Raw genomic sequence first — 18,634 nt, forward strand, 5'->3', positions numbered from 1 at the left:
GGGCGATGTACCCCGGCTACACCGGCCGCTACCCCCGCATGCAGCTGTGGCACGGCACCACCGACACCACCCTCGCCTACCCGAACTTCGGCGAGGAGATCAAACAGTGGACCAACCTGAACGGGCTGAGCCAGACCCCGTCCTTCACCGATTACCCGCAGTCGTCGTGGACCCGCACCCGCTACGGCAACACCGGCACCCAGGCCACCGTCGAAGGCATCAGCATCTCCGGCGTCGGCCACCAGCTGCCGATGAACGGCCAGATCGCCTACGCCATCTCCTTCCTCGGCCTCGACGGCACCACGCCGTCGTCGTCCCCCAGCCCGTCACCCGTCGGTAGCCCGTCCCCCAGCCCGACCGTGACCCCGACCTCCGGCGGCGGTAGCGGGCCGATCAAGGGGACGAGCTCCGGCCGGTGCCTGGACGTGACCGGCGCGAGCACCGCGGACGGCACGCAGGTGCAGCTGTGGGACTGCAACGGCCAGACCAACCAGACCTGGACGTCCACCTCCGCGGGCGAGATCCGGGTGTACGGCAACAAGTGCCTAGACGCGGCCGGCACCGGCAACGGGGCCAAGGTCCAGATCTACAGCTGCTGGGGGGGCGACAACCAGAAGTGGCGCGTCAACTCCGACGGCAGCATCCAGGGCGTCCAGTCCGGGCTGTGCCTCGACGCCGTCGGAGCCGGCACCGGCAACGGCACCAAGATCCAGCTGTACTCCTGCCACGGCGGCACCAACCAGAAGTGGACCTGGAACAGATAGGCCACACCCCGCGAGCCTCCGGTGCGGCACGTCCCGCACCGGAGGTCTCCCTCCGATCGCGCTCAGGCGCTGAGCTTCTCGTGCGCGCTGCCGTGCCACTCGACGAGCAGCACGGTGGCGTCGTCGTGCAGCCGGTTGTCGTGATACTCCATCACGGTCCGGATCAGGCGGCGCAGCGTCTCGGGCACCGGCAACCCGGCGGCGTTCTGCTTGATCATGAACTCGACGAACCGGCCCAGGCCGAACTCTCCGCTGTCGGGGCTGCGCATCTCGGTGATGCCGTCGGTGTACAGCAGGATCCGGTCGCCGGGCTCCAGCTGCTCGCGGCAGAGCGTGACGGGCAGGCCGAGGTCGAGCCCCATCGGGTGCGCCGGCGGGCAGTTCAGGGTGGAGGTCCAGCGGCCGTGGCGGATCAGCACCGGCGCGTGGTGGCCGCGGTTGACCCAGGTGAACACGCCGGTCCCGAGGTCGAGGTCGCCGACGACCGCGGTCACGAAGCGGTCGCCCCGGCCGAACTCGTCGATCAGAATTCTCTCGATCGCCTCGCTGTTGCGCACCAGGTCCATGTCCTGCCGGCGGTGGTTGCGGCAGGCGGCCACGGCGAGGTTGGCGGTCAGCCCGGCCGACACGTCGTGACCCATCGCGTCGAAGATCCCGACGTGCGCGACGGCGCCGGAGGTGGAGTAGTCGAAGGCGTCGCCGCCGATCTCGTACGCCGGTTCCAGCACGGCGCCGATCGTCACCGCCGGCGTGGCGAAGGTCAGCGGCGGCATCAGGTTCCACTGCATCTCCGCCGCCACGTGCATCGGGCGGCTCCGGACGAGACGCGCGTGCCAGTCGCTGAACGAGCGCTTGCTCACGATTATCAACGCCATGAGGGACGCCACGTGCCGCATGCGCTCCTCGAGTCCGTCGTCCTCCGATCCGGGGGCCATATGGAGCACGCCGAGACGCTCGGTGCCGTCCAGCAGGGGGACCCACCACTGCCCCGGGGCGTCGCCCTCCGGGCCGCCCCGTAGCGTGCGCACCTCCTGGAGGGCACGCCCGGCGAGCGTGGTGTCGATCTTGAGCTCCTCCGGCTGGGCGTCCTCCTCGCCGGGGGCGCACAAACGGCGCAGGACGGTCTGCTGCAGGTCGGCGAGGTAGACGCCGATCTCCTCGAAGCCCACTTCGCGTTTGTAGCGGCCGATCAGCGACGGGATGTCCTCGAACGCCATCAGATGGCTGTCCTCCAGCATCCCGGCCAGGGCGCGCAGCAGCCCCCGGTCCCGGGAATCGGGGATGCCCTGCTCCATCTGTCCACCCCCGTGGTCGCACACCATCTACCCACGATGCTGCACAACTCGTGGAGCGAACCGGATCGGGAGAACATCTTGAGCAAGGCATTACCTCACTCCCCAGCGGCAGGCCCTCACGAACCGGCGCCCGCTCAGTCGAAGAAGCGGGCCAGCCGCCGCTCCCCGCCGGGCTCCCGGCCGCCCTTCGCCGGGACCAGGTCCGCGAAGACCGTGGACTCGTCGCGCGTCACCAGCAGTGGATACCAGCACCGGCCCGCGTCGTCGGGACGGCACAGGTGCTTGAACGTCTGCACGTCGATCAGCCGGACGTGCGTGGGGTCGGCCACCGCGTTGACGTGCCGCCACCAGGGCGCGAGGACGTGCAGCACGCCACCGGGCCGCAGGACGCGGTGGCACTCGCGCAGCAGGGGCAGAAAGTCGGCCAGGTGCTCCAGCACGTGCACCACGAAGACCTGGTCCACCGACTCGTCCGCCAGCGGCACCCCGCGCGCCAGGTCGGCCAGCACGTCCACCGCCGGGCCGGGGTGAAGGTCGACGCCGAGATTGTCGCGGTGCTGCTTGGTGCCGCCGCAGCCGAGGTCGACGACCCGGGGCATGACGCCCGAGACCCGCACCCTGTCCCACACCGCCAGCACCCCCGCCAGACGGCCGAGGCGCTCGCGTAGCACGGCGAGATCGTCGGCGGCCCGCACGTCGCCCTCGACGTGCGCCACCCCGCCGTCGAAGCGGACCCGCATGTCCAGGCCGCGCAGGCGGGAATCGTGCGCCAGCAGGTCCGCCGCCGCCTCCTCCAGGTCCCGGTCGACCAGGTCACGCCGCCGCCTGTCCATCCCGTCCACTCCTCGCCGCTCGGATCACCTGTCGTCTACCCGGGGGAGGCCGGGCCGTACGCATGAGGGGCCTTTGCGAGGATGAATGAAGGCCGTACGACGGGGGCAGGTGAGCGGTCATGCGCGATCCGCGGACCGGGGGGACCGGCGGACAGCGGAGAGGACACGTGGGAGGAGACGCGGACGTGGTGGCGGACAGATCCGGAGCGCGCGACGCGAGGGGCACCTCGCCGGAGCCGCTGACGCCCGAGCCGGACGACGGCGGCCTGGAGGAGATGATCGGCGGTGCGTCCGACCTCGAGACGCCGGCCGCCGAGACGCCGCCGGCGACCGGCGAGGAGTCGGCGATGCCCGAGCCCGAGCCCGACATCGGCCCGACATCCTAGGTCCGGTCCGGCGTCCCGCGACGAGGCGTGGCGGCGGGCTTGATCCAGTCGAGGGCGCGCTCGGCCGCCCGCCGCCGGTTGTAGTTCTCGCGCCGCCGGGGGTCCATCCCCGGTGTGACATGACGCTGGGTCACGGCGGCCTGCCACCGGGCGGATGCGTGTGGGGCGGGGAGGGTCACCAGCGGGAGGCGCCGAGGTCGCGGGAGACGGCCCGCGCCGCGTCGCGCACATAGCCCACCAGCTCGGGACGGGGACGCCGGGTGGAGTCGCAGATCCGCTCGGTGGCGCCGGAGATGCCCATCGCGCCCACCACGCGTCCCCCGTACCCCCGGATCGGGGCCGCCACCCCCGCCTCGCCCATGCCCGTCTCGTCGGCGTCGGACGCCCAGCCGTGCTCGCGCACGGCCGCGAGCACGCGGGACATCTCCCTCTGCGTACGCACGGTGCGGCGGGTGAACTGCTCCAGCTCCCCGCCCCGCACCGCGTCCTGGAGGGCGGCGGCCGCGTTGGCGTCGTAGGCGAGCAGCACCTTGCCGATCGCCGTGGCGTGCATGGGCAGGAGCATGCCGACGTCGAGCGTCTGCAGGCTGTCGTCGGGCCGGAAGACGTGATGGACCACCAGGACCTTGCCCTGGAGGTGGGTGCCGATCCGCACCGCCTCGCCGCTGCGCGCGGCCAGGGCGTCGGCCCAGTTGATCGCCCGCGAGCGGAGCTCGTTCACGTCGAGGTAGCTGGCGCCCAGGTGTAGCAGCGCGGCGCCGAGCTGGTACTTGCCGGTCGCCTCGTCCTGCTCGACGAAGCCGACGAGCTGGAGGGTGCGCAGGATGCCGTGCGCCGTGCCGCGGGCCAGCCCCAGGGAGTTCGCGATCTCGGTGAGGCCGAGCCGCCCCGATCCCTGGGCGAGGAGCCGCAGGACGGCGGCGGCGCGCTCGATGGACTGGACCGGACCCGGCACGCCCCGGATCCTAGCCGCGTCGGCGGATGTTCGACACTGCCGACATTCCGCCGAGCTCTACTAAGCGTCTCCCGTCGCCGGACGGGCCTGCGCGAGTCGTGAGGTTTCGCGTCATGCCGGAGGAGCGTACGGCGATCCGAGTGTGACCAGTGTGTTCGACAATGCCGACGATCTTTCGTTGACGCTTCCTTGGAGGGCGTTTAACGTCCGGACAACGGGCGGCGCTCACATCCGGCATTTCGGAGACGTGACGGGCATTGTCAAGGAGGAGACATGGCGGAAGGGCGAGGCGAACGGCGGCTGCTCAATCCATTCGCGGGTGAGCTCGCGGCCGAGTTCGCGGGCACGGCGATCCTCATCCTGTTCGGTGTCGGCGTCGTGGCCCAGGTGACGGCCGGAGGCATCGGCGACCACGACAGCATCGCGTGGGCGTGGGGGCTGGGGGTGACCCTCGGCGTCTACACGGCCGCCCGTCTCAGCGGCGCCCACCTCAACCCGGCCGTCACGGTCGCCCTCGCCGTCTTCAAGGGCTTCTCCTGGCGCAAGGTCCTGCCGTACGCGCTGGCGCAGACGGCGGGCGCCTTCGTGGCGGCGCTGCTCGTGCGGTGGAACTACGCCGAGGTCCTGGCCAAGGTGGACCCCGGGCACACGATCAAGACGCAGGGGGTCTTCTCCACCCTCCCCGGCAACGGCACGCTGCCGGTCACCCAGTGGGGTGCGCTGCGCGACCAGATCATCGGCACGGCGATCCTGCTGTTCCTGATCTTCGCGATCTCCGACGAGCGCAACTCGGCGCCGCTCGCCAACCTCGCGCCGGTCATCGTCGGCCTGCTCGTGGTCGCGATCGGCATGGCGTGGGGGACCGACGCCGGCTACGCCATCAACCCCGCTCGTGACTTCGGCCCGCGCCTCGCCTCGTTCTTCACGGGGTACGGCTCGGCGTTCCGCGACCAGTACGGTGGGCTCTACTTCTGGGTGCCGATCATCGGCCCGCTGGTCGGCGGCGTCGTCGGCGCCGGGCTCTACCAGCTCCTGGTCGCCCGATTCCTGCCGCGTACGGACGCGCCCGAGCCCGGCCGTACGCCGGAGCCCGCCGCGCAGGCCGGCTGATCACCCCCAGGCCGAGACCAGCAACGCCCGGCTCACCCGAGCTCACACGAGACGAGAGGCGTAACGAGAATGGCAGACTACGTCGGCGCGGTCGACCAGGGGACGACCAGCACCCGCTTTATGATCTTCGACCACGGCGGCAACGAGGTCGCCCGCCACCAGCTGGAACACCAGCAGATCCTGCCGCAGGCGGGCTGGGTCGAGCACAACCCGACCGAGATCTGGGAGCGCACCCGGGCGGTCGTCGAGACCGCGATGCGGACCGCGGGCCTGCAGGCCTCCGATCTCGTGGCGCTCGGCATCACCAACCAGCGCGAGACCACCGTCGTCTGGGACCGGCGGACCGGCCGCCCGTACTACAACGCCATCGTCTGGCAGGACACCCGCACCGACCGCATCGCCTCCGCCCTGGAGCGGGAGGGCAAGGGCGAGGTTATCCGGCGCAAGGCCGGCCTGCCGCCCGCCACCTACTTCTCCGGCGGCAAGATCCAGTGGATCCTGGAGAACGTTCCCGGTGTCCGCGAGGCCGCCGAGCGCGGTGACGCGATCTTCGGCAACACCGACACCTGGCTGCTGTGGAACCTGACGGGCGGCGTCGACGGCGGCGTCCACGTCACCGACCCCACCAACGCCAGCCGCACGATGCTGATGAACCTGGAGACGCTCGACTGGGACGACGAGCTGCTGTCGTTCTTCGGCGTCCCCCGCCGGATGCTCCCCGAGATCCGTCCCTCCTCCAACCCCGACCTGTACGGCGTGACCCGCGCGGGCGGCCCGCTCGGCGGGGAGGTCCCCCTCGCGGGCGACCTCGGCGACCAGCAGGCCGCGACCGTCGGCCAGGTGTGCTTCGAGCCCGGCACGGCCAAGAACACCTACGGCACCGGCAACTTCCTGCTGCTCAACACCGGAACCGAGCTCGTGCGCTCCCAGCACGGCCTGCTCACCACGGTCTGCTACCAGTTCGGCTCGGCCGAGCCCGTGTACGCCCTCGAGGGATCGATCGCGGTCACCGGCTCGGCCGTGCAGTGGCTGCGCGACCAGCTCGGCATCATCTCCGGGGCGTCGCAGAGTGAGGCGCTCGCCCGGCAGGTCGAGGACAACGGCGGCGTCTACTTCGTGCCCGCCTTCTCCGGCCTGTTCGCGCCCTACTGGCGCTCCGACGCCCGGGGGGCCATCGTCGGCCTGTCCCGCTACAACACCAACGCCCACCTGGCCCGCGCCACGCTCGAGTCGATCTGCTACCAGACCAAGGACGTGGTCGGCGCGATGGAGCAGGACTCCGGCGTCGTCCTCGACGTGCTGCGGGTGGACGGCGGCGTGACGGCCAACGAGCTGTGCATGCAGCTGCAGGCCGACATCCTCGGCGTCCCGGTGTCGCGTCCGGTGGTCGCCGAGACCACCGCGCTCGGCGCCGCGTACGCCGCCGGGCTCGCCGTCGGCTTCTGGAAGTCCACCGACGACCTCAAGCGGAACTGGCACGAGGACCGCCGCTGGGAGCCCACCTGGAGCGACGAGCGGCGCGAGCGCGGTTACGCCGGATGGCGCAAGGCCGTCCAGCGGACGCTCGACTGGGTCGACGTCGACTGACCTGCCTGAAGGGGCGTGGAGGCCGACCTGGCGGCGCGGCGCGAGCGGGACGACGCCGCGGCCGACGCCGTACGCCTCGCGGCGGCGACTCCGGCGCGGCACGCGGCCTAGGTGGCCGTTCCACGTGGACTCGGCGGTCCCGGCCCGTTCGCCGTTCAGGTCGAGACCGCCGTGGCGGTCAAGGTCACGGTCACGAGGGCGCGGGCCGTCGCCGGAGGCGGCACCGGCCTACGTCGTCACACGAGCGGCGATGATCTTCGCGCACGTCAGGGAGGCGGTGTGCGTGGTGTCCACTTCCAGGTCGTAGACCACACCTTCGTGAACCATCTTCGCCTGCGTCGCGGCCATTCCCGCGATCCGGTCCCCGCGGGCCCTCTCACGCTCGGTGGCGACCGCGCTGTCACACCTGACGCCGACCCACAGGACGTCCAGTCCGCCGAGAACGCGCTGCCAGCGTCGCTGGGTCGCCGCCGCGCCGAGGAAGACGTCGTCGATGATCACCGGGGCTCCGGCGCGGACCATCGCCGCGATCCCCTCCATCCACGCCGACTGCAGCGCCATGAACTCCGGGCCGACGTCCACCGCGCCGTCGGGGGCGAACTCGATCCCCGCATCCGTGGCCTGCATGGACCGGGGCATCGCCTCGATGAGCGAGTCGACCCCGAAGGCGAGCCACGGGCGCGGCAGGACGGCCTGCAGGTGCCGCACGATCTCGGACTTGCCCGCGCTCGATCCGCCGTTGAGCACGATCACCTGAGTCGTCACGGCGTCCACGGTAGAGGCCCGGTCACCGATACGCGAAGCCGTTTTCCGGCTGACGCCGTGCTACGACGCCACGCCTGCCGGAGGATCGCCCGCCGCCGTCCGCGTGAGCACGTCGAGAAGGCGCGCGGGGGTGTCCGCGACGGCGATGACGCCGGGGGCGGCGAACTCGGCCGCGTCGCCGAACCCCCACGTCACCGCGACGCACCGCACGCCGCACTCGGCCGCGCCGGCGACGTCCTCGCCGCGGTCACCGATCATGACGGCCGCCTCGGGCGGGGCGCCGAGGACGTCGAGCGCGTGGCGGATGACGTCCGCCTTGTGCCGCCGGGACCCGTCCAGCGTCGCCCCGGCCACGTACGCGAAGAAGCCGTCGAGCCCGAAGTGGACCAGGATCTTCTCGGCGTAGACGGCCGGCTTCGACGTCGCCACCGCCAGGGTCCAGCCGCCGGCGACGAGAGCCTCCAGCACGGCGGGGATTCCGGCGATGACCTCGTTCTCGTACATGCCGCCCGCGGTGTAGCGCTCGCGGTACGCGTGGACGGCGTCGGCGACCCGGTCCCGCGGCACGCCGAGCCGCAGGAATCCGTCCTGGAGAGGAGGGCCGATCATGGCGCGGAGCCGCCCGTGCTCCACCTCCGCGACGCCGGCCGCGGACAGGGCGTGCCGCATCGAGGCGACGATGCCTGCCTCGGGATCGGTCAGCGTGCCGTCGAGGTCGAAGAGGCAGTACCGGGTCACGTGAGGGGCGTCCCTTCGGGGTCGGATGAACGAGCTCAGGCGAGCACGGCGTCGAGCAGCAGGGATCCGGCGCCGAGCAGGGCGGCGTCGGGGCCCGACCGGGTGGTGGAGATCTCCAGGTCGCGGGTGGCCAGCGGCAGGCATCGCTCGTACACCGCCGCGCGGATCGACGCGATCAGCGGCTCGGCCGGCGACAGGCTGCCGCCGACCACGATCGCGTCGGGATTGATGAAGTTGACCAGTACGGTGAGCACCTCGCCGATGAGCCGCCCGGCGTTGCGTACGAGGGCGGTGGCCTCGGGCACCCCGTTCTCGACCAGCGCGACGACGTCGGCCGGCCGGCGGACCTCGATGCCCTGCTCGCCCAGCACGCTCATGAGGGCCGCGCCGCTGGCGTAGGCCTCCAGGCAGTCGTCATGGCCGCAGGAGCAGGTGACCGACGAGTCGCTCCTGACCCGTACGTGGCTGATGTCCCCGGCCGCGCCACGCCCCCGGTGCAGCGCGCCGTTCACGATCACACCGCAGCCGATGCCGCTGCCGGCCTTGAGCACCATCAGCGTCTCGCACTTCGGCCACGCCCTGGCCTCCCCGGCCGCCATCAGGTTGGCGTCGTTCTCCACCAGCACCGGCAGGTCGAAGTGCGCGGCGAGGCGGTCCGCGACGGGGAAGTTGTTCCAGCCGGGCATGCGCGAGGGCGCGACGACCCGGCCGGTCGCCGGGTCGACGGGCCCGGGGACGCCGGTGCCGACGCCGCGCAGCGGGACCCCGGGCGGGGCGTGCGCGGCCAGCAGGTCCTCGAACGCGGCGGCCATCCAGTCGATGGTCGCCTCGGGGCCCTCCAGGATGTCGCAGGGGCGCTCCTCGACCACCAGCGGGGTGCCGCTGAGGTCGAGGAGGCCGAGTCGCGCGTGGTGCGCGCCGAGGTCGGCGACCGCGAGCAGTCCCGCGCCGGGGCTGAGCCGCAGCCGCCGGGGTCGCCGGCCGCCGCGCGAGGTGCCCGCGCCCTCCTCCACCAGCAGCCCGCTGCCGATCAGTTCCTCGACGCGCAGCGAGACGCTGGAGGCCGCCAGGCCGGACAGACGGGCGAGCTCGGCCCGCGATTCGGCGTGGCCCGCGGCGACGAGGCGCAGAAGGTCGCCCTGCGCCCCCCGCACCGGCAACCTCTCTTTGCCTGGCATGGAGGAAGGAATACCACGTCTTGACTTTCTGCGCCATCGCGTTGACTTCGCCCAGAATCATCCATTACGGTCCGGCCTATCTTCGATTTCGAAGGAAGTTGGCGATGATTCGGGTACGAGGCCTCAACAAGTGGTTCGGTGAGCACCATGTGCTGCACGACGTCGATCTCGACGTGGCGCGCGGCGAGGTCGTGGTGGTGATCGGCCCCTCCGGGTCCGGCAAGTCGACGCTGTGCCGGTGCCTCAACCGGCTGGAGGCGGCGGACTCGGGCGAGATCCTCGTCGACGGCGTCCCCGTGCCCGAGGAGGGCCGCGCGCTGGCCCGGCTGCGGGCCGACGTGGGGATGGTCTTCCAGAACTTCAACCTCTTCCAGCACAAGACCGTGCTGGAGAACGTGATGCTCGCGCCGATGAAGGTGCGCGGCGTGAGCCGTGCCGAGGCCGAGCGGACCGCCCACGAGCTGCTGGCCCGGGTCGGCATCGCGGAGCAGGCCGGCAAGCAGCCCGCGCGGCTGTCGGGCGGCCAGCAGCAGCGCGCCGCCATCGCCCGCGCGCTCGCCATGCGGCCCAAGGCCATGCTCTTCGACGAGCCCACCTCGGCGCTCGACCCGGAGATGGTCGGCGAGGTCCTCGACGTGATGACGGGACTGGCCGCCGACGGCATGACCATGGTCGTCGTCACCCACGAGATGGGGTTCGCGCGCCGCGCGGCCGACCGCGTGGTGTTCATGGACGGCGGCCGGATCGTCGAGACGGGAGAGCCGAACGCCTTCTTCGACTCGCCCAGCACCGATCGGGCCAGGGACTTCCTGGCCAAGGTACTCACGCACTGATCGCAAAGGATGGTGGACCCCGATGGTGTCCATTAAGCGGGTGGCCGCTGTCGCCGCCGTGGCGATGGCCGGCCTGACGGCCTGTGCCGGAACGGACTCGGCGAGCTCCGCCGTGCCGGGCGCGGCCCCGAGCGAGGGCGGCGGGAGCGGCGTGCTCGCCGACGCGCCGGTGGCCGCCGCCGCGGACATCCTGCCCGGCTCGACGATGGAGAAGATCAAGCAGCGCGGCGAGCTGATCGTCGGGGGCTCGCTCGACGCGCCGCTGCTGTCCCAGCAGAACCCCGCGACCGGCGAGGTGGAGGGCTTCGACGCCGACCTCGGCAAGGCGCTGGCCAAGTACATCATCGGGCAGCCGAAGGTGAAGATCGTCAACTCGGCGTCCGAGACCCGCGAGGCGCTGCTGAGCAACGGCACCGTGGACGTGGTCTTCCAGACCTACACGATCACGCCGGAGCGGGCCGAGCAGGTCTCCTTCGCCGGGCCGTACTACTCCTCGGGTCTGTCCATCGCGGTCAAGAAGGGCACGACGGGGATCTCCTCGCCGCAGGACCTGAACGGCAAGACCGTCATCGCCGGGGCCAACACCCCGGCGATCCCCGCGATCAAGAAGCTCGCGCCGCAGGCGAAGATCATCACGTTCGGCGGCGACCCCGAGTGCGTCCAGGCGCTCAAGCAGGACCGCGGCGTCGCCTACGTCCAGGACGAGACGCTGCTCGTCGCCGACGCCAAGAAGGACCCCGAGCTGCAGGTCGTGAGCAAGCCGTTCACCCAGGACCCGTACGGCATCGGCCTCAAGCACGGCGACGACCAGTTCAAGTCGTTCGTCAACGACTGGCTGAAGAAGATCCAGGCCAACGGGGTCTGGCAGGGCATCTGGAAGAACTCCCTCGGCACCGTCGTGCAGGGTGAGGCCCCGACGCCGCCCGAGATCGGGTCGGTGCCGGGTTCCTGATGTCGGCGCTGCTTGATCACCTGCCCGAGTTCTGGCAGGGGCTGGTCGTGACCCTCCAGATGACCGCGGCGTCGTTCGTCGGCGCCGCGGCCGTGGGGCTCGTGATCGTGGCGATGCGGGTCGGGCCGGTCCCGGTGCTGCGCACGGTCGCGACCGTCTACGTCGAGACCCTGCAGAACCTCCCACTGCTCGTGCTGCTCGTGCTCGCGGTCTTCGGCCTGCCCGAGATCGGGCTCAAGGCCGGCCTGACCACCACCGCCATCGTGGTCATCGCGCTGTACGAGGGCGCCTACATCGCCGAGGCCCTCCGCTCGGGCGTCAACGCGATCTCCTCGGGCCAGGGCGAGGCCGCCCGGGCGCTGGGGCTGACGTTCGGCCAGTCGCTGCGGCACGTCGTGCTGCCGCAGGCGCTGCGCACGGTCGTACAGCCGATCGGCAACATCTTCATCGCGCTCACGATGAACACCTCGCTCGCGGCGGCCGTGGGCGTGGTCGAGCTGACCGCCGCCGCCAACCGGGTGAACCTGCTGGAGGCGCAGCCCATCCCGATCTTCGTCGGAGCGGGCCTGGCGTACGCGGCGGTCGCCGCCTGCGCCGGGTTCGTGACCGGGCGGCTCGAACGGCGGCTGGCGGTGGCGCGGTGAGCAACCTGCTGTTCGACGAGCCGGGCCCGCGCGCCCGCCGCCGCATCCGCCTCGCCACCGTCGCGGGCGTGCTGGTGCTGCTCGCCCTGGTGGCCCTGGCCGTGCGCCAGTTCGCCGCCAATGGGCAGCTCGCCGCCGAGCGCTGGCAGCCGTACGCGACCTGGCCGATGTGGCGCTACCTGCTCGGGGGGCTGTGGTCCACCGCGCTGGCCGCCGTCGTGTCCGCCGCGATCGCGATGGCGGGCGGGCTCGCCCTCGCGCTCGGGCGGCTGTCGCGGCGCCGCGCCGTCCGCCTGCCGGCCGCCGCGTACGTCGAGGCCGTGCGGACGATCCCGGCGCTGCTGCTGGTCTACCTCGTGCTGTTCGCGCTGCCGAGGTACGGCCTGGACCTCCCGCTGTTCTGGAAGCTCGTGGTGCCGCTGGCCGTGTCCAACGCGGCGGCGTTCGCCGAGATCTTCCGGGCCGGGGTCATGTCCGTCGAGCGGGGGCAAGGGGAGGCCGCCCTCGCCCTCGGGCTCACCCACGGGCAGTCGATGCGGCTGGTCGTGCTGCCGCAGGCGGCCCGCCGGGTGCTGCCGTCGATCGTCAGCCAGTCGGTGGGCCTGCTGAAGGACACCTCTCTGGGCTTCGTCGTCAGCTACGCCGAGCTGCTCTACAGCGGCAAGGTCCTCGCCAACTACAACGGCCTGCTCATCCAGACGTACATCGTCGTCGCGCTGGTCTACCTCGTGGTCAACGCGTCGCTGTCCGCGCTCGCCCGTTCCCTCGACCGCTCCGTGGCGGGCAGGGGTGGGCCGCGCAGGAGGATCATCCGTGTCCCTCGCTGAATACGCCCCGCTCGCGGAGGTCGTGCGCTCCGGTTTCGTGGAGAGCGTCCACTTCGGCAGCGCGGTCGCGCTCTCGGCCGGCGGCGAGGTCGCCGTCGCGCGCGGCCCGGTGCACGCGCCGGTGCTGCCCCGCTCGTCGGCCAAGCCGTTCCAGGCCCTCGCCTGCCTGCTCGCCGGGGCCCACCTGCAGGGCCCCGCGCTCGCGATCGCCGCGGGCAGCCACACGGGCGAGGACTTCCACGTGCGGCTCGTGGCCGAGATCCTCGGCGACGCCGGGCTCGGCTTCGGCGACCTGCGCTGCCCGGCCGACTGGCCGGAGGACGAGGCCGCCCGGCAGGCCCTGGTCAGGGCGGGCCTCGGGCCGTCGCGTGAGCGGATGAACTGCTCGGGCAAGCACGCCGCGATGCTCGCCGCCGCCGTCGCCGCGGGCGCGCCCACCGCCGGCTATCTCGACACCGGCCACTTCGTGCAGGAGCGGGTCAGGTCGGTGGTGGAGGATCTGTCGGGGGAGAAGGCCGCCCACGTCGCCGTCGACGGATGCGGCGCGCCGCTGTTCGGGATCTCGCTGACGGGCCTGGCCCGCGCCGTACGCGCCTTGGCCGTGTCCGCGCCGGGGACGCCGCCGCGCGCGGTCGCCGACGCCATGCGGGCCCACCCCGAGTACGTCGGCGGGACCGGACACGTGAACACCCGGCTGATGCGGGCGCTGCCCGGCGCCGTGGTGAAGGGCGGCGCCGAGGGAGTGCTGGTCGTGGCGCTCGCCACCGGGCACGCGGCGGCCGTCAAGGCGATCGACGGCGGCCCCCGGGCGACGACCGCCGTCGCGCTCGCCGCCCTGCGGGCCGCGGGCGCGGACGTCTCGGCGGCGGCCGAGTTCACGACCGTTCCGGTGCTGGGCGGGGGAGTCCCGGTCGGCGAGATTCACGCGACGTTCTGATGGGGGAGAGCATGAGCCTGACGTACGAGATCTGCATCGACAGCACGGCCGGGGCGCTGGCGGCCGAGCGCGCGGGCGCGCACCGCGTGGAGTTGTGCGCCGCGTTGTTCGAGGGCGGCCTGACGCCCACCCTCGGCACGGTCGAGGCCACGCTGGCGGCGGTCTCGTCGATCCGGGTCCACGTGATCATCCGGCCTCGTGGGGGCGACTTCGTCTACGACGAGCACGAGGTCGCGGCCATGGTCCGCGACGTGGCGGCGGTGCGCGACGCCGGGGCGCAGGGCGTCGTGATCGGGGCGCTCACGCCGGCGGGGGAGGTGGACACCGAGGTGTCCAAGCGCCTGATCGACGCGGCCGGAGGGCTGTCTGTCACCTTCCACCGGGCCTTCGACATGACGGCCGACCCGTTCGCCGCGCTGGAGACGCTGGCAGGACTGGGGGTCGACCGGGTGCTCACCTCCGGACAGGACAGCTCCGCCCTGGAGGGCGCGCCGCTGATCGCCGACCTCGTCCGGCGGGCCGGCGACGGGCTTGTCGTCATGCCCGGCGGCGGCATCACCCCGCGCAACGTGAGCCGGGTGGTCGAGGCGACCGGGGCACGGGAGATCCACTTCGCCGCCCTCGTGGACGAGCCCAGCCCGGCCGTCCACCGCAACCCGTACCCCTTCATGGGCGGCGAACTGCGCCAGCCCGAGTACGTCCGCAAGGTCACCTCGCCGGCCCTGGTCGCGGAGGTGATCACCGCCGCCCGCGGCTGAAGCCGGGCCGCATCGCGGTGACCCGCGGGCAGGAGGGGTAGACCCGTGGGCGGGGGGTGAGGCCGATGGCCACGCCGGAGCGGAGCCGGCCCCATCCGGGGCCCGAGGAGGGCGTGCGGCACGGCCGGTTGTCCGCCCGCCCGGTGGCCGTCGCACGGGCGGCGTCCCCTCCCGAACCGGGGGTGCACCGCCTGGACGGGCGCGCCCTGCTCTCCGTGCCGCCCGCCCCGGCGGCCGGGCCGTCCCCGCTCGCCGTCGTGCTGCACGGCGCGGGTGGCACCGCGGAGCAGGCGCTGGAGTGGCTGCTTCCCCAGGCCGGGGATCTCGGCGTGCTGCTGCTCGCGCCGCAGTCCGTCTCCGCCACTTGGGACGTCATCGTCGGCGGGTACGGCGCGGACGTCTCCAGGATCGACGCCGCGCTGGAGGAGGCGTTCTCCCGCGTGGCCGTCGACGTTGGCGCGGTGGCCGTGGCCGGTTTCTCCGACGGCGCCTCCTACGCGCTGTCGCTGGGGGTGGCCAACGGCGACCTGTTCCAGGCCGTGCTCGCGTTCTCGCCGGGATTCATGGCCCCGATGATCCGGCACGGCCGTCCCCGAATCTTCGTCTCGCACGGCGCCTCCGACCGGGTGCTGCCGATCGACGTGTGCAGCAGACGGCTCGTCCCCGAGCTGAGGGAGAGCGGTTACGAGGTGACGTACGAGGAGTTCCGCGGCGGGCACCAGGTGCCGCTGCAGACGGCCGCCGCGGCCGTCCGCTGGTGGATCGGAGGCTCGCCGTCCTGACTCCGCGAGTCTCAGACGCGGGTCCACCTCTGGTTCGCGCCGCCGTTGCACGTCCAGATCTGCACCTTGGCGCCGTTGGCCGTCTGGTTGCCGTTCACGTCCAGGCACAGGCCCGACTGGACGCCGACGACGGTGCCGGTGGAGTTGACCGTCCACTTCTGGTTGGCGCCGCCGTTGCAGTCCCAGATGCCCACCGGGGAGCCCGCCGTGGTCCGCTGGTCGAACACGTCCAGGCACTTGGTCCCGCCGAAGGTGCGTAGCTCCCCGGAGGAGGTGAGGGACCACTTCTGGCCCGCGCCGCCGTTGCAGTCGTAGATCTGCGCGGTCGAGCCGTTGGCGGCGGCGCCGCCGGCGACGTCGAGGCAGCGTCCCGACTGGCCGCCGACGAGTGTGAAGCTCTGCGGGGCCGGCGCGGCCGCCCAGGTGCCGGTCGCCGTGTCGATGGTCCAGGAGTCGTAGAACGCGTTCATCGAGGCGGTGGCGCCGTTGATCGTGAGCGGCAGCCAGACGGGCGTCGAGCTGTTCAGGTCATTGGGGTTCCACCGGTCGCCGACGTAGACGTAGGTGGTGCCCGACGAACCCGAGACGGGCACGACGGAGGAGGTCTGGGAGTCGAACGTGCGGCTGCCGCCGGGGGCGAACGTGGTGAACCCGCTCCACGGCCCGGACAGGGAGGTCGCGGTGGCGTAGACGTTGTCGTTGGTGGACCAGCCCGTCAGGTGCGAGGCGAACAGGAAGTACCGTCCGTTCACCTTGACCATCGCCGGGGACTCCAGGTCGGCGAGCACCGCGGTCGTGCTCACGGCCTGGGTGTAGTCGGCGGAGAGCCGGTCGATGCGCAGGCCGTGGCTGCGGTCCTCGGTCAGCAGGTACGCCGTGCCGTCGTCGTCCTTGAACAGGCCCAGGTCCCGGCTCTCGAACCCCAGCGGACGCGAGGAGCCGCGGTAGGTGTACGACCCGCACGGCGTCGGGCTGGTGGCCACGCCCGCCCGCGCGTCGCCGTAGGAGGAGTTGTCGATGTGCACCCACATCACGTACTGCCCGGTCGTGGAGTTGTAGATCACCTTCGGCCGCTCCACGATGCGCCCGGCCGCGAGGTCGCCGCTGCTCTGCCGGCTCAGCGCGTTGCCCACCCGGGTCCAGGTGGCCATATCGGTGGAGGAGTAGCAGGCGACCGCGGTGAACGTGGCGCCGGCGGTCTTGTCCTCGCCGACCATGTAGTAGGTCGAACCGACCTTGAACACGCCGGCGCCGTGGGCCTGCAACCGGTTGCCCGCCGTGTCGTACCACAGGACACCGGGGCGGAGCGTCGCGGCGGCGGCGAACCCCGGGGCGGGCGCGAGCAGCCCGGCGATCATCAGGACGGCTGTGCCGAGGGCCGTGAACCACGCGCGTATGCGTCTCATGGGTGCCTCACCTGGGTGGACGCGGCTTCGGGCGTCCCCGGACCATAGACACGGTCCGGGGGCGGAGGCAATGCCCGGCTCTTCGCGTCGGCTGTCCCACCCGCGGTGACCTCGGCCTCGGCCGTCCTCCGCGGCCGGACGACCCGAAACTTTCACCAGGCGGTGCCGCCGGCCCGGCATCGAAGGTGCCCGGGAGGATGTCGCCCGTCACTCGGCCGGTTCCAGTTCCAGACCGGCGAGTGAGGCGTAGTGCATGAACTTGAACGGGTTGAGCAGCTGGTTCCGCGCGACCATCGACTCCAGCAGGCTCTGCCGCAGGCCGACGAGTCCGGGAGCGCCGGCGTGGCTGAGCAGTCCCAGGTCGACGACGTGCAGGGCCAGCGGATGCCGGCCGCGCCGGGCGAGCTCGAGGCCCGCCGTGACGAAGGCCGCCGCGCTCCGGCCGCCCAGCAGGTCCAGCGCGCCCGACAGCTCGGCGGACGTGAAGAGCTCGACACCCTCGCCGCTTCGGTGCCAGTAGCCGGTCCGCTGGCGGTGCACGCGCTGGACGAAGTTGTCGCGGGTGACCAGGTAGGGCATGACCGCCGCGGGATGGTCCCTGAGAACGTCCGGCAGGTGGTCGAGTCGCAGGATCTCGGCGAGTGTCAGGCCGTCCGAGATCCCGGCCGTGATGACCCGCTCCAGGTCGCGCAGTGCCGCCAGCAGCCCGGGAAAGGCCTCGATGGGGTAGTTCTCGGTCAGCGCCGGGTGCCCGTGGACGAGCGTGCGCGGCCGCAGGTCGATGACCGCCCGCATGGCGTCGAACAGGCCCTGCGGTGAGCCTTCCGCGAGGGTCGGCGAGCCGAGGTAGGGCATGCACATGTCGCCGACGAAGGCCACTTCCAGATTCGGGAGGTGGATGACCAGCCCGTCCTCGGTCTCTCCTCCCGCGATCGGGATGAGTGTGAAGTCCACGCCGCCGATTGTCAGCTTCTCCACGGCGTCCACCAGCCGGCCGGGGGCGACGTGGGCCTGACGGCCGTGGCCGCGCGGCAGGTAGTAGCCGAGCGGCGGCGGACCGGAGTTCTGGAGCGCGAGCTCGCGGGGGAAGTTCGCCTGGGCGATCACCGTGGCGCCGTCGGCCGTGAGGGCGTCGAGGCCGCCGACATGGTCCAGATGGGCGTGCGTGAGGATCACGTGGGTGACGGGCAGCTCGGTGATCTCGCGGAGTTCGCGGAGCGCCGCGGCCGCGTGCTCGGGCGTACTGGCGGCGTCGACGGCGACCACTCCGGTGCCGGTGACGACGAAGCCCACGTCGGCGAAGTCGTAGCCCTGCGCCACGTGAACGCCCGGTGCGTGTTCGACCAGGCGCGGGGGGACGAAGCGGAACCCGTCCTCGGGATTCGCCCAGTAGTCGGTGATCAGGTGACCGGCCCGGTCGCGGGCCCGCGCGGCGTCCTCGGCGCGCCCGAGCAGGTCGTACGCGCGTGACAGCGCCGCGTGGACGGGCCGCATGAAGCCCGGCGGGAACTGGTCCTTCACCATGAGGACGAACTCCAGATCCGCGACCACGGTCTCCGCGCGGCCCGCGCACCCGGGCAGGCCGGCCAGCGAGATCCCGCGGTAGTAGTGGGGGAGCCCGAGGTCCAGCATGGTGGCGGCGTCGAGCTTGGCGATCGCCGCCTCGGCCTGGCCGTCCAACCGGGACTGGAAGGCGCCGGCGAGCGCCAGCAGGAGCCCGTCGCCCGGCGTCCGGGACGACAGCTCCGCGAAGAATTCGAACCCTTCCGCGTCGAGCCCGGCAGCCGTGAACTGGCTGGCCAGCACGATTCTGATGCGCCGGTCGGCGTTCGGCCACGTGGCGACCCGGGAGAGCGCCGCGATCTCTTCGTTCATGTCTCTTCT

Annotated in this window: 20 protein-coding genes; 11 read left to right on the forward strand and 9 right to left on the reverse strand. The window is 72.2% G+C overall.

Features of this window, described 5'->3' with window-relative positions:
• On the forward strand, positions 1–764 hold a 764-nt coding region (locus HHX41_RS40780; RefSeq protein ID WP_259401167.1), incomplete at its 5' end, for an RICIN domain-containing protein.
• 62 nt (positions 765–826) lie between these two features.
• Here the strand turns inward: HHX41_RS40780 and HHX41_RS20635 are convergent.
• Together HHX41_RS20635 and HHX41_RS20640 are read right to left on the reverse strand one after the other, a co-directional pair.
• Positions 827–2,059 (reverse strand): PP2C family protein-serine/threonine phosphatase, encoded by a 1,233-nt coding sequence (locus HHX41_RS20635; RefSeq protein WP_259401168.1) that lies wholly within the window; start codon positions 2,057–2,059, stop codon positions 827–829.
• A 134-nt stretch (positions 2,060–2,193) separates the two neighbouring features.
• The gene (locus HHX41_RS20640) at positions 2,194–2,892 is read right to left on the reverse strand and encodes a class I SAM-dependent methyltransferase (RefSeq protein WP_182907299.1); all 699 of its coding nucleotides are present in this window, start codon (positions 2,890–2,892) and stop codon (positions 2,194–2,196) included.
• Between the two features lie 188 nt (positions 2,893–3,080).
• Between HHX41_RS20640 and HHX41_RS20645 the strand changes: the two genes are divergently transcribed.
• Positions 3,081–3,278 (forward strand): hypothetical protein, encoded by a 198-nt coding sequence (locus tag HHX41_RS20645; RefSeq protein WP_169988421.1) that lies wholly within the window; start codon positions 3,081–3,083, stop codon positions 3,276–3,278.
• Here HHX41_RS20645 and HHX41_RS20650 read toward each other — a convergent pair.
• On the reverse strand, positions 3,275–3,412 hold the full coding sequence (locus HHX41_RS20650) for a hypothetical protein (RefSeq protein ID WP_169988419.1): 138 nt from the start codon (positions 3,410–3,412) through the stop codon (positions 3,275–3,277). The two genes, HHX41_RS20645 and HHX41_RS20650, sit on opposite strands and share 4 nt — an antisense overlap.
• A gap of 41 nt (positions 3,413–3,453) precedes the next feature.
• The gene (locus HHX41_RS20655) at positions 3,454–4,233 is read right to left on the reverse strand and encodes an IclR family transcriptional regulator (protein ID WP_182907301.1); all 780 of its coding nucleotides are present in this window, start codon (positions 4,231–4,233) and stop codon (positions 3,454–3,456) included.
• Positions 4,234–4,506: 273 nt separating this feature from the next.
• On the opposite strand from HHX41_RS20655, the gene HHX41_RS20660 reads away from it, so the two are divergent.
• On the forward strand, positions 4,507–5,343 hold the full coding sequence (locus HHX41_RS20660; RefSeq protein ID WP_182907302.1) for an MIP/aquaporin family protein: 837 nt from the start codon (positions 4,507–4,509) through the stop codon (positions 5,341–5,343).
• A gap of 69 nt (positions 5,344–5,412) precedes the next feature.
• Positions 5,413–6,930 carry a glycerol kinase GlpK gene (gene glpK / locus HHX41_RS20665; protein ID WP_182907303.1) on the forward strand — a complete coding sequence of 506 codons (1,518 nt, stop codon included), beginning with the start codon at positions 5,413–5,415 and terminating at the stop codon, positions 6,928–6,930.
• 228 nt (positions 6,931–7,158) lie between these two features.
• On the opposite strand, the gene cpt is transcribed toward glpK, so the two are convergent.
• Genes cpt through HHX41_RS20680 form a run of 3 tightly spaced genes read right to left on the reverse strand, consistent with a single transcriptional unit; the run spans position 7,159 to position 9,611 of the window.
• A complete protein-coding gene (gene cpt / locus HHX41_RS20670; RefSeq protein ID WP_182907304.1) occupies positions 7,159–7,695 on the reverse strand; it encodes a chloramphenicol phosphotransferase CPT in 537 nt (178 codons plus the stop codon).
• Between the two features lie 60 nt (positions 7,696–7,755).
• Positions 7,756–8,433 (reverse strand): HAD hydrolase-like protein, encoded by a 678-nt coding sequence (locus tag HHX41_RS20675; RefSeq protein ID WP_182907305.1) that lies wholly within the window; start codon positions 8,431–8,433, stop codon positions 7,756–7,758.
• 35 nt (positions 8,434–8,468) lie between these two features.
• Positions 8,469–9,611: an ROK family protein gene (locus HHX41_RS20680; protein ID WP_220504287.1), complete on the reverse strand. Its 1,143-nt coding sequence runs from the start codon at positions 9,609–9,611 to the stop codon at positions 8,469–8,471.
• Between the two features lie 104 nt (positions 9,612–9,715).
• On the opposite strand from HHX41_RS20680, the gene HHX41_RS20685 reads away from it, so the two are divergent.
• The 7 genes from HHX41_RS20685 (at position 9,716) to HHX41_RS20715 (ending at position 15,344) form a co-directional block, all read left to right on the forward strand.
• On the forward strand, positions 9,716–10,444 hold the full coding sequence (locus HHX41_RS20685; protein WP_169988408.1) for an amino acid ABC transporter ATP-binding protein: 729 nt from the start codon (positions 9,716–9,718) through the stop codon (positions 10,442–10,444).
• Positions 10,445–10,466: 22 nt separating this feature from the next.
• Complete coding sequence (locus tag HHX41_RS20690) at positions 10,467–11,396, forward strand: glutamate ABC transporter substrate-binding protein (RefSeq protein ID WP_169988407.1); 930 nt, start codon at positions 10,467–10,469, stop codon at positions 11,394–11,396.
• Complete coding sequence (locus HHX41_RS20695) at positions 11,396–12,040, forward strand: amino acid ABC transporter permease (protein WP_169988405.1); 645 nt, start codon at positions 11,396–11,398, stop codon at positions 12,038–12,040. The genes HHX41_RS20690 and HHX41_RS20695 overlap by 1 nt, the downstream gene beginning before the upstream one ends.
• Positions 12,037–12,867, forward strand: a complete 831-nt coding sequence (locus tag HHX41_RS20700) for an amino acid ABC transporter permease (RefSeq protein WP_169988404.1) — start codon at positions 12,037–12,039, stop codon at positions 12,865–12,867. The genes HHX41_RS20695 and HHX41_RS20700 overlap by 4 nt, the downstream gene beginning before the upstream one ends.
• Positions 12,854–13,804, forward strand: a complete 951-nt coding sequence (locus HHX41_RS20705; RefSeq protein ID WP_310742102.1) for an asparaginase — start codon at positions 12,854–12,856, stop codon at positions 13,802–13,804. The genes HHX41_RS20700 and HHX41_RS20705 overlap by 14 nt, the downstream gene beginning before the upstream one ends.
• A gap of 11 nt (positions 13,805–13,815) precedes the next feature.
• The gene (locus HHX41_RS20710; RefSeq protein WP_182907307.1) at positions 13,816–14,562 is read left to right on the forward strand and encodes a copper homeostasis protein CutC; all 747 of its coding nucleotides are present in this window, start codon (positions 13,816–13,818) and stop codon (positions 14,560–14,562) included.
• Positions 14,563–14,627: 65 nt separating this feature from the next.
• Complete coding sequence (locus tag HHX41_RS20715) at positions 14,628–15,344, forward strand: alpha/beta hydrolase (RefSeq protein WP_182907308.1); 717 nt, start codon at positions 14,628–14,630, stop codon at positions 15,342–15,344.
• 11 nt (positions 15,345–15,355) lie between these two features.
• Here HHX41_RS20715 and HHX41_RS40785 read toward each other — a convergent pair whose 3' ends face one another.
• Both HHX41_RS40785 and HHX41_RS20725 read right to left on the reverse strand, forming a co-directional pair.
• Positions 15,356–16,750 carry a lectin gene (locus HHX41_RS40785; protein WP_182907309.1) on the reverse strand — a complete coding sequence of 465 codons (1,395 nt, stop codon included), beginning with the start codon at positions 16,748–16,750 and terminating at the stop codon, positions 15,356–15,358.
• A gap of 207 nt (positions 16,751–16,957) precedes the next feature.
• Entirely contained in the window at positions 16,958–18,625 is a 1,668-nt protein-coding gene (locus HHX41_RS20725; protein ID WP_182907310.1) for an MBL fold metallo-hydrolase, read from the reverse strand.
• Positions 18,626–18,634 lie beyond the last annotated feature (9 nt).

This window comes from Microbispora sp. H13382 (assembly GCF_014161445.1).
Classification (GTDB): domain Bacteria; phylum Actinomycetota; class Actinomycetes; order Streptosporangiales; family Streptosporangiaceae; genus Microbispora.

Coding starts and splice junctions, on each gene's coding strand:
- HHX41_RS20635 (WP_259401168.1), bottom strand. CDS start 2,059: ATGGAGCAGGGCATCCCCGATTCCCGGGACCGGGGGCTGCTGCGCGCC.
- HHX41_RS20640 (WP_182907299.1), bottom strand. CDS start 2,892: ATGGACAGGCGGCGGCGTGACCTGGTCGACCGGGACCTGGAGGAGGCG.
- HHX41_RS20660 (WP_182907302.1), top strand. CDS start 4,507: ATGGCGGAAGGGCGAGGCGAACGGCGGCTGCTCAATCCATTCGCGGGT.
- glpK (WP_182907303.1), top strand. CDS start 5,413: ATGGCAGACTACGTCGGCGCGGTCGACCAGGGGACGACCAGCACCCGC.
- HHX41_RS20680 (WP_220504287.1), bottom strand. CDS start 9,611: ATGCCAGGCAAAGAGAGGTTGCCGGTGCGGGGGGCGCAGGGCGACCTT.
- HHX41_RS20685 (WP_169988408.1), top strand. CDS start 9,716: ATGATTCGGGTACGAGGCCTCAACAAGTGGTTCGGTGAGCACCATGTG.
- HHX41_RS20690 (WP_169988407.1), top strand. CDS start 10,467: ATGGTGTCCATTAAGCGGGTGGCCGCTGTCGCCGCCGTGGCGATGGCC.
- HHX41_RS20695 (WP_169988405.1), top strand. CDS start 11,396: ATGTCGGCGCTGCTTGATCACCTGCCCGAGTTCTGGCAGGGGCTGGTC.
- HHX41_RS20710 (WP_182907307.1), top strand. CDS start 13,816: ATGAGCCTGACGTACGAGATCTGCATCGACAGCACGGCCGGGGCGCTG.
- HHX41_RS20715 (WP_182907308.1), top strand. CDS start 14,628: ATGGCCACGCCGGAGCGGAGCCGGCCCCATCCGGGGCCCGAGGAGGGC.
- HHX41_RS40785 (WP_182907309.1), bottom strand. CDS start 16,750: ATGAGACGCATACGCGCGTGGTTCACGGCCCTCGGCACAGCCGTCCTG.
- HHX41_RS20725 (WP_182907310.1), bottom strand. CDS start 18,625: ATGAACGAAGAGATCGCGGCGCTCTCCCGGGTCGCCACGTGGCCGAAC.